The following is a 9,764-nucleotide window of genomic DNA, read 5'->3' on the forward strand; positions in this document are numbered from 1 at the left end:
CAACAACACGACTAGGCAGCTTCGCATTTAAATTAAGATGTATTATTTCTAAAAAAGTCAACAAACTATCTATGACTTTAAACAATTAAATTCACTTTTTGACGAGTTAACATATTTGACCAAAAAATCCGAATATGCTCCCGAATTTATCACAGGTGAAAGTATTTCAGTAAGCACCGCACGGTTTAGAGATTATTATGATTTGTTACAGAAGCTACGTCAACAATTTATTAATTCGACGCTTGATCGATTTAAAGGATTAGATTTAACGTATCTCTTAAAACTTGATACAGAAGAAAAATTATTAGAACATCTCGATTTAATAATAGAACTACTTTGTCGAGTACCGAACGTATCATTCTTACAGAATTAAACGATTGGATAAAGACTCATTTTACTAATCAAAGAAATAATTATAAAAAATTAGAAGTGTTACTTTTAGAGTCCTCGGATTTTTCATACGATTTTCAATTCATTTATAATAACGTAGACAATACAAATCAAATTCAAAAAGTTTATAAAAGAATAAATAACGTTGAATCTTCAATACGTAACGCAATTGATTTTGAATATTTAAATTCTGATATTTTCGAAAGTGAGCACGAGTTCGAACACTTACCTGGTTTTAAAGAAATAAAAATTAAAACGTTAGAATTAAATCAAAAAATAGCGAACGATGGATATGTAACAAATTATAATAAACAGACAAATCTAAACTCACTTATATTTAAAGTGGAAGATCTTATTAACCAAAAAAAGCAGTATATTGATGATAACCCTAGAGGCTTTAAAGCTGATTATTTGTGGTATAATTACATAAATAGATTAGACAAAAATGCTTATGTTCTTATCGAAGAATTACAAAATCATTCAGACTGGCTTAGTTCTTTTGGAATTTCATATTTCAATAAACTTTTGAGAAGTTATGCTTCAGATGATTTACCAACTGATGAATATTTAATTGATGATTTGATTGCGAATAAGGTTAAATTACAAACTAACCAAATAGATTTTATTAATAATATTTGGTACAATAAGCAAAATGAAAAAGTATTAAATTTTGATGCAGCTAATCCTTCCTTAAAAGTCAAGAATCTATATAATCTAAAGAGTTCAACTGGGCATAGGCGATATTCTCTAAGATACATAGTTGAAAAAGATATCGATCTATTCACCACTTTTTTTCCAATTATTTTGACAACTCCAGATGTCGCTAGTAATCTTTTTAAATATAACCGTTATTTCGATATTGTATTATTCGATGAGGCTAGTCAATTAAAATTAGAAGATAATGTTCCTGCAATGTTGAAAGGAAAACAGATTGTTATAGCTGGAGATGAACATCAAATGCCTCCATCAAGTTATTTTTCAAAAATCTATGATGGAGAAGTTGAAAGTGAGGAGGATATCATTGATGATGATTCAGAAATAAAAAAAGATAAATCATCGATAGACGCGTTAGCCTTATCATGTAGTTCATTACTTGAATTTGGGACAGAAATGAATTTTAAAATAAAGTCGCTAGATTTTCATTATAGATCCAAACATCCATATTTAATAGAGTTTTCTAATTACGCATTTTATAAACAAAAACTTAAGGCAATGCCTAAGACTTTGGAGTATAAACCAATTTCCTATGTCAAAGTTAATGGCATATTTGAAAACAGAGTGAATCATATTGAAGCTGATAGAGTTCTTGACATTTTAGAGAACAATATCAATAGAAAAAAAGATAATAGGTATCCTACTGTAGGTATCGCTACATTTAATATTACGCAAAGAGATCTTATAAAAGCTAAGATTGTTGAACGTCAAAAACATGAGCGATATAGAGAATTTAATGAAAAGATTTTTGAATTAGAGAAGGACGGACTGTTCATCAAAAATCTTGAAAATATACAAGGTGATGAAAGAGATATTATAATAATATCAACTACTTATGGTGTTGACACAGGAGGCGGGTTTTATGAAAGATTTGGACCTATAAATTTCGAGAAAGGATATAAATTATTGAACGTAATCATCACGCGTGCGCGTTACAAGAATTATATTGTGACTTCAATACCTGAAGATAGGATCTTAAATTTTAAATCTTATTTAGTGACCCAGCAATCTAACAATAAAAAAGCGGTTTTTTATGCGTATTTAGCTTATGCTAAAGCTGTGAGTGAAAATAATGAGGAACTCAGATTATCTGTAATTGATGCCTTGAAATCAAATTATGTTCTGGAAGCATATTCTGATTATGATACAGATCCACCACTTGAGTCCCCTTTTGAAGAAGAAGTATATGAAAGGTTATCACAATCAATCGATAAAAAGTTCCTTAAACCACAATATAAAGTTGGAGGATTCCGAATTGATATGGTTATTGACTTTGCCATACCGTATATACCTAAAATTGCCATTGAATGCGATGGTGCCAAATACCATTCTAGTAATGAGGCATATTTATATGATACTCACAGGCAAAATATTCTCGAATCCCAAGGTTTTGTATTTCACAGGATATGGGGAACGAATTGGTGGAGAGACCCAAATAATGAATTTAAAAAACTTATAAATTTTATTGATGTACAAAAAAATATAAAATTTGATAACTCCGAAATTTATAATTTAAATCAACTCGCATTTGACGACATTGATCTGTAGGTTGTAAAAATTGAGAATCTCCAACAATGGTTATCATACAGCTTTACTTATCAAGGCTTATGGTATACTATATTTTACTATACAATGATTATTTTATAAAACAATCAACTATCAAATGCAATTTTTGAAACCTAATAGCATCTCAGGGGAGATTATGAATTTATTTGATGAAGCCCGGGAAAAAGTGGTTATCGTATCTCCATACTGCAAATTCGACAAATGGTATAAACTCGTAAACAAAATTGAAAACTTAAAAAAAAGAAACATAGCCATCGAAGTGTATATTCGTGAAGGAGAAAAAGAAGCTAATGAACAAGTTTTGCAAATAGGATTGCAACCTATACCTATAGCTAACCTACATGCCAAGTTATACTTTAATGAAAAAAGAGCCATAATTACGTCTATGAATCTCTTATTGAGTTCCGAAATTAGTTCAATTGATGTTGGATACATAACGGAAACAATTAAGGAATATGATGAAATCAAAAGTTTTTACGATACTTATTTGGGTAGTAAGAGCAGAGAAATTAAGAATAATTTTGTCACTAATTGGAAAGAGAACCTTGATAAAGTACTTAAAAGCCAATTTAATAATGTGCGTATTTTTGAAAATGAAGGTTCGCTCAATATACGAACTGCTTCTAATAACTACGATATCTTCATATGGAATAATAATAGAAAAAACTACTTACGATTTTCGGGTATTGTCTCTTCTAAAGAGTTTGATTATGCATCTTCAATCCAACAATCACTCAATAGTGATGATATGGAATTTGACTTGAAGCCCGCTAACAGAGGTTATAATTCTATATGGGCAACTCTACAAAATCCACTTGATTCTGAAAATATCAATTTCTTAGTGGATGAAGATGCCAATACAGTAATTAGTTCCATCGCTACTTTTATTTCTAAAATTGAGAACATCAAAGAATACTGCTATCAGAATCGGAAAATACTATGATTTTATTTTACGATGAATTTATAATCAGAATGTAGGTTTTGTGATTTCAAATTTGACCAAACGCCCATAATGGTCATCTTTTTATAGTATTCTCTCATTTACTTTGTAATCAAAACGAACGTAAACCTATCAATTGGTTTACGGCCTGCAAGAGGTTTTGTTTAATGTAAAAATGAAGGAAGATGAATGTAGAGCTAATTACAAGGGATGACCTTGAACGATTCAAGAAAGATTTACTGGAAGAAATCCGCAAATTCCAGGCATTCCCACGCAAACGTGGCGAGGAACAACGCAACTGGCTTAAAAGCTTTGAAGTAAGAAAGCTGTTGGGTATTTCAGCAGGGACACTGCAAAATTTACGTATCAATGGCACGTTACCGTTTAGCAAGATTGGTGGCTTGCTGTATTACCGTTATGAGGATATACTGAAGTTAATGGACGGCACAGGCGAATAAGCAACGTTAATTTTATAAGCTATGGAAAAGCTAACCTGTGCCACAGCAAAACAGATTGACTTTGTGGATTTCCTTGCTTCGCTCGGATATGAACCATCAAAAATCCGAAACTCAGATTATTGGTACAAGTCCCCATTGCGAGATGAGCAGACCGCTTCTTTTAAAGTCAATCGAAAGCTAAATGTTTGGTACGACCACGGGATTGGTAAAGGTGGTGACCTTATCGATTTTGGAAAGGAATACTTCCGATGCACCACAGGTGAGCTACTCCAAAAGTTATCAACTGGCAATGCTAAAACCTTTCTTTTTCACCAGCAGGAAAAACCGAAGCTAACGAATAGTTTTAATAGCATTTCTGCCGGTGAAAAAAAGAAGGATGGTGAGGGCAAGATACTTATTACGGATAGCAAGGTTATAGCGGATAGTCGGCTTATTGATTATCTGGAAAAGCGGAACATTCCATTAGAGGTTGCCAAGCAATATTGCCATGAGGTAGACTTTCTGCTTTATAATAAAAAGCAGACTGCTATCGGGTTTAAAAATGAGAGCGGAGGGTATGAACTGCGGAGCGCATATTTCAAGGGCAGCAGTTCGCCAAAGGCCGTAAGCTTCATAGATGTAGGGTCAAAATCCTTAAACGTATTTGAAGGCTTTTTCGACTTCCTGTCGTATAAGACTATAACCCAAAAAGCAGCTGAGCAGCCACCAAATAGTTTAGTCTTAAACTCCCTTGCCTTTTTTCAAAAGTCTTGGGAGCTTATGGAAAAGCATGACTGTGTTAACCTCTACCTTGATCGGGATGAGGCAGGCATGAAACTCACAAAAGAAGCTCTGGAAAGACACCCTGAAAAGTTTACCGACCGAAGTATTCTGTATAGAAATAATAAGGATTTGAACGACTGGCTTAAGCAGCCTGAATTATTTAAACAAGTTAAGAAGCATGGAAGGTCTATGTGACGTCTGAGTGGTAGCCAGCTATGTTTTGGTAAAACCAAAACGCTGGCTCAACTCATGCTATCGCATTCGTTGAGGGATTTTTTTCATGCTACCGCATTCAAAAAAATCGTAATGGTACAAGATTATGGAAGGAGTAAATGACAACAATAGGAATAAAGGCGGCAGGCCTCCCAAAGAGATTAAGAGAAACCAGGTAATGGCAATCAAGTGTACACTCTTTGAGCGTAAGGCTATTGAAGCTAAGGCGAGGAAAGCAAGGCTTACCATATCAGAATACCTGCGTGAACTCGGCCTGACTTCAAAAATTAATTTCAGGAATAAAGCCCTGCCAAAAGAAGTTTTAAGCTTCACTGCAACCTTAAACCACATGGCTGCGAACCTGAACCAGATTGCCAAAAAGCGCAACAGCAATGACGAGCTTAGCCCATTGGAACGGGCGGAACTCAAAGTACAGTCCAATCAAGTGAAAGACCTTGCCCTGCAAATAAAAAACTACCTGTTATGATTGGGCATGTGTCCATAGGGGCTTCAATTTACCACCTGCTCAGTTATGTACTGGAAGATAAAAAAGAATTGTCCGAGGAAAAGAAATTAGAGCTTGCGGTAGGAGACCATTTACAGTATAAGGAGCGTGCAGAGGTACTGGAATACAACAAATGCTTTGGCAACAAATATGAACTTAACGAGCAGTTCAAAGATGTAAGCAAGCTAAGTAGCCGTATTGAAAAAACAATGCTGCATTTGTCCTTACGGTTGGCACCGGGAGAACAATTGACCAAGGCGCAACTAACCGACATGGGCAGGGCTTGCGCTGAAGCGTTTGGTGTAGCCGACCACCAATACATCTGCGTGTTACACAAGGATACCAAAGAGCAGCATATCCATATTGCTGCCAACCGGGTAGGCTTTGAAGGCAAAGTAGCTACGGACAGCAATAGCTATAAGCGGATGGCAGAACTCTGCCGGAAGCTTGAAAAGCAGTATGGCTTGCAGCAAGTATTAAGCCCAAGGAAATTCCTATCAGCAACGGACAGGCAACTGCCCAGGCACGACAGCCGGAAAGAAAAACTGAAAGCGGATATACAGCAAACTTTAAAACAGACCAGTAGCTACCCGGCCTTTGAAAAGCAGATGAAAGGTTTAGGTTACAAAGTCCTGAAAGGTCGCGGTATTTCTTTTGTGGATGATAAAAAGGTAAAGTTTAAAGGAAGTGAGATTGGTTTTTCACTCGCTAAAATTGAAAAGATACTGAGCCTACAGCAGCAGCTTGAAGCAAAACAGGCAAGTCGTAAAAATGAAAGTTTAAATGACAGCACTATTGGTGCTAATAATAACTTCAAGCAGGGAAATAGTCAACAATTTAGTAAACATGAAACTTCTTTTGAAGCAGTTGAAAAACAAATCTCAGGACTTATAGGCCAGCTAATGAACCCTGAATATACTTCAGATTATAGAGACCCTGAACTAATCCGACAGCCTAAAAAGAAAAGAAGGCCAGGCATGAAACACTAACTAATGATGAATGACTATGGAAATGAATGGAAAAAATCAACTTGACAGGGATACACTACAATTAGTTCTGGAAGAATTTACGGTTGAACAAAAAACGACGAATCAAAACATCGGCGAACTGATTATCGCTATAGATAATCTTGGGAAAAAACTTGATGTATTTAATGAGCAGCAAGCGTCGAAAAGCGAAGTTCCTGTAAGTATAGATATTGCTCCTGTAAAAAGTGCATTGGAAAAAGGATTTTTGGATATCAAATACATGATTGGTCGGGAACCGAAAAGTATAACAAGGAAACTTCAGATATTGCTTTTTCCTGAACAGGATGCCAAGCTTTTTTATAAAATAGTTTTTGGAAGATGGTTTTTATTGCCTGTCGCTGCCTTTGTTCTTAACCTTGCTTACAGCTGGGGAATTGATTATACAAAGAGTATGAAAGAAGTTAAGATGCAACAGTTGGAGAATGATAAAATCAAACGGGCATGGGATTATATGTATAAACATAATGGAAAAGCCACAAAAACCATGATGGACAAAGCCTATAATTTTTCGGATATAAAAAAAGTCGGATAAATTGTCTAAAGCTTTTATAAAATATCAGCCATTACCGAGATAATACTTTCGTAAATTTACACACAATTTTAATATCTTATGATTTTAGACCAATCCCTGATACAAGATATAAAAGCTATCATCTTTTCCTCTAAGGAAAGAGCCATTCGTGCCGTAGACCACGAGCGTACATTAATGTATTGGTACATTGGTAGACGTATTTTTGAAGAAGAGCAACAGGGAAAAGACCGTGCGGATTACGGTAATTATCTCACTAAATTCATATCAGAACAATTAGAGCCTGAATTTGGGAGTGGTTTCTCTAAAAGACAAATTGAGCTTTTCAGACAGTTTTACAGGACTTTTCCAATTGCGAATACAGTGTATTCGCAATTGAGTTGGAGCCAATATAAAATACTTCTTAGACTTGATAGCCAAGACAAAATCGATTTTTACATTGCCGAAACAGTTAAAAATAATTGGACAGTACGCCAATTAGAAAGGCAGATACATAGTAGTTTATGGGAGCGTTTACTTTTAAGTAATAATAAGGAAAATGTATTAGCGATAGCTCGTAATGAGAAGAATCCTTCAGATGCAAAAGAGATAATAAAAGACCCAATGTATCTTGAATTCTTAGGATTACATCGAGAAGCGTCCTATTATGAAAAAGATTTAGAGCAGGCTATTATAACTCATCTACATGATTTCCTACTTGAACTTGGAAATGGCTTTGCATTTGTTGCACGGCAGAAAAGACTTCATATCGAAGGAGATGAATTTTTCATAGACCTAGTTTTCTATAACCGATTACTTCAATGTTTTGTTATCATAGAAATAAAAACACATAAACTTACCCACCAAGATGTCGGGCAACTACAAATGTACGTTAATTATTATGACAGATACGAAAAACAAGATTTCGAGAAACCTACAATAGGTATCCTGTTATGTGCTGAAAAAAACAATGCAGTGGTAAAAATCTCCTTACCTGAAGACAACAAAACTATAATTGCAAGTGAATATAAACTTTACTTACCAACCGAACAACAATTAATCGAGGAGGTAAAGAAAGAAATTGAAAAAAGAACACAAGACCAAGAAAATGAACTGTCAGATTAAATGTTTTACTATTTCAAATTTAAAGGAATGCTACTTGTCAAGTAGTCTCTCTAAATAGGAATTTTTATCTTTCTCTGCTTGGAGTAATCTCTCATAAAGACTTTTATTTTCCTCAAACAGTTCGACAACTTTGTCCAAAGGATTGAAGGTGCAATTGGTTGCGAATATACTGCCGGTAGTTACTACATTGTCATGGAAGCTATTAAAATAATTAATTACATTTTCTTCTGAAAAATTTTTTATCGCTTCAACGGTTACTCCGAGTGCTTTAGCAACCTCAGCAAGCTTTTCATCTTCAATGGTTTCACTGTTTTCAAGTATAGAAATAGTTTGCTGACTCGTACCTAATGCTTGAGCCAATGCTTCTTGCTTCATATTACGTAATTCACGTATGCGGCTAATCTTTCTTCCTATATGGCTTTTGGTTGCTGTATTCATAACTCAATGATAATCAAAATTCTGTAAGTAATATTCGATGGTAAACCTATTGTAATAAACAGTGTGGCACTATATAGTATGATTCAATGTGCTAAAGTAAGATATTTACTAGCTTTGTATAAGCAAAAATAAGCTTTTTCACTGATGTTTCATTGTAAAAGTCAAAATTACAAATATAATTAACTCAGAAGCCAACAGCAGCAACTATATCATATTCAAAGAATACAAATGATGGGCATAGTTAAGCCCTTTGCTATATCCAAACCCATCATTTGTTAGAAAACAAATATAATGTTATTCAAGTCGCTATTAGAATATTAACTATTTTAATGATTTAAACATTTGTTCAATAGCTTTTTTTTTCTGTTCCATATTAGGATGAACATATAAATTGAGTGTTGTACTAATATTAGAATGTCCTAGCAAGACACTTACAGTTTTATAATCACAATTGCTTTCAATACAACGGGTTGCAAAACTATGTCTAAGCCCATGAAATTTAAGTTCAGGCATTTTTAAATCTCTCATTAGACTTTTATAGTAACTCCTATAAGTTCGAGGTTCCGTAGGTTTAGCATCGTTCGTTAATATGAAGAAAAAAGGGTTAACGATTTTTTTGAACGGTTTGAGTATCCTTAGTAAATCTTTACTCAGCGGGATTTCACGAATGGAGTTCTTAGTTTTTGGGGTGTCTAAAATTAATTCAGTTCGTCTAATACCTCCTTCAATAATATATATCCGTTGTATAGTTCGTCTTACATTTATAATTCCATTATCTGTATCGACATCTTCCCAAGTCAAAGCACAAATTTCGCCGATTCGCATACCGGCACTTAAACATATATATACTCCTAAGTTACGAAAGGTGAAATGCTCCTGTATATAATTCATTATTTTTTTCTGGTCAGAACGACTCAGCACTTCAATACTATGATTTTCTCGAACAGTAGGAAATTGTATGTCAAATGGAGTATAACTAATCCACTTTTTCTTCGCACCAAATTTCAGTATCATTTTTAGGACTATAAGTATATCCTTAATTGTTTTTTGGCTTAGGCCGGAATCAAGTTTTTGAAATACAAAAGCTTGTACATCCGCTTCATCAACTTTTAAATTG

The 9,764-nt window shown here is 34.3% G+C and carries 10 protein-coding genes; 8 read left to right on the forward strand and 2 right to left on the reverse strand.

All coding sequences use genetic code 11. The annotated features are described in order from the left end of the window. Positions 1 to 336 precede the first annotated feature (336 nt). From ACLI09_RS17760 to ACLI09_RS17795, 8 genes are all read left to right on the forward strand, one after another. Positions 337 to 2,652: an AAA domain-containing protein gene (locus tag ACLI09_RS17760; RefSeq protein ID WP_411420992.1), complete on the forward strand. Its 2,316-nt coding sequence runs from the start codon at positions 337 to 339 to the stop codon at positions 2,650 to 2,652. A gap of 124 nt (positions 2,653 to 2,776) precedes the next feature. Continuing rightward, positions 2,777 to 3,613, forward strand: a complete 837-nt coding sequence (locus ACLI09_RS17765; RefSeq protein ID WP_411420993.1) for a hypothetical protein — start codon at positions 2,777 to 2,779, stop codon at positions 3,611 to 3,613. Positions 3,614 to 3,795: 182 nt separating this feature from the next. After that, entirely contained in the window at positions 3,796 to 4,068 is a 273-nt protein-coding gene (locus tag ACLI09_RS17770) for a helix-turn-helix domain-containing protein (protein WP_116789173.1), read from the forward strand. A gap of 21 nt (positions 4,069 to 4,089) precedes the next feature. Continuing rightward, the gene (locus ACLI09_RS17775; RefSeq protein ID WP_411420994.1) at positions 4,090 to 5,025 is read left to right on the forward strand and encodes a toprim domain-containing protein; all 936 of its coding nucleotides are present in this window, start codon (positions 4,090 to 4,092) and stop codon (positions 5,023 to 5,025) included. A 124-nt stretch (positions 5,026 to 5,149) separates the two neighbouring features. Beyond that, positions 5,150 to 5,530, forward strand: coding sequence for a plasmid mobilization protein (locus tag ACLI09_RS17780; protein ID WP_411420995.1), 381 nt, complete (start codon positions 5,150 to 5,152; stop codon positions 5,528 to 5,530). After that, positions 5,527 to 6,537: a relaxase/mobilization nuclease domain-containing protein gene (locus ACLI09_RS17785; protein WP_411420996.1), complete on the forward strand. Its 1,011-nt coding sequence runs from the start codon at positions 5,527 to 5,529 to the stop codon at positions 6,535 to 6,537. The genes ACLI09_RS17780 and ACLI09_RS17785 overlap by 4 nt, the downstream gene beginning before the upstream one ends. 10 nt (positions 6,538 to 6,547) lie before the next feature. Further along, a complete protein-coding gene (locus tag ACLI09_RS17790; RefSeq protein WP_411420997.1) occupies positions 6,548 to 7,108 on the forward strand; it encodes a hypothetical protein in 561 nt (186 codons plus the stop codon). A gap of 78 nt (positions 7,109 to 7,186) precedes the next feature. Continuing rightward, positions 7,187 to 8,209: a PDDEXK nuclease domain-containing protein gene (locus tag ACLI09_RS17795; protein ID WP_411420998.1), complete on the forward strand. Its 1,023-nt coding sequence runs from the start codon at positions 7,187 to 7,189 to the stop codon at positions 8,207 to 8,209. A gap of 30 nt (positions 8,210 to 8,239) precedes the next feature. Here ACLI09_RS17795 and ACLI09_RS17800 read toward each other — a convergent pair whose 3' ends face one another. Both ACLI09_RS17800 and ACLI09_RS17805 read right to left on the reverse strand, forming a co-directional pair. Next, complete coding sequence (locus ACLI09_RS17800) at positions 8,240 to 8,647, reverse strand: helix-turn-helix domain-containing protein (protein ID WP_411420999.1); 408 nt, start codon at positions 8,645 to 8,647, stop codon at positions 8,240 to 8,242. Positions 8,648 to 8,968: 321 nt separating this feature from the next. Then, a partial coding sequence (locus ACLI09_RS17805; RefSeq protein WP_411421000.1) for a tyrosine-type recombinase/integrase occupies positions 8,969 to 9,764 on the reverse strand: 796 nt, incomplete at its 5' end.

It is taken from the genome of Flavobacterium sp. RHBU_24 (assembly GCF_046613695.1).
GTDB lineage: Bacteria > Bacteroidota > Bacteroidia > Flavobacteriales > Flavobacteriaceae > Flavobacterium.

What these genes read in the sequence shown, in the direction of transcription:
- ACLI09_RS17770 (WP_116789173.1), top strand. Translation starts at nt 3,796, where the DNA reads ATGAATGTAGAGCTAATTACAAGGGATGACCTTGAACGATTCAAGAAA.
- ACLI09_RS17775 (WP_411420994.1), top strand. Translation starts at nt 4,090, where the DNA reads ATGGAAAAGCTAACCTGTGCCACAGCAAAACAGATTGACTTTGTGGAT.
- ACLI09_RS17780 (WP_411420995.1), top strand. Translation starts at nt 5,150, where the DNA reads ATGGAAGGAGTAAATGACAACAATAGGAATAAAGGCGGCAGGCCTCCC.
- ACLI09_RS17785 (WP_411420996.1), top strand. Translation starts at nt 5,527, where the DNA reads ATGATTGGGCATGTGTCCATAGGGGCTTCAATTTACCACCTGCTCAGT.
- ACLI09_RS17790 (WP_411420997.1), top strand. Translation starts at nt 6,548, where the DNA reads ATGACTATGGAAATGAATGGAAAAAATCAACTTGACAGGGATACACTA.
- ACLI09_RS17795 (WP_411420998.1), top strand. Translation starts at nt 7,187, where the DNA reads ATGATTTTAGACCAATCCCTGATACAAGATATAAAAGCTATCATCTTT.
- ACLI09_RS17800 (WP_411420999.1), bottom strand. Translation starts at nt 8,647, where the DNA reads ATGAATACAGCAACCAAAAGCCATATAGGAAGAAAGATTAGCCGCATA.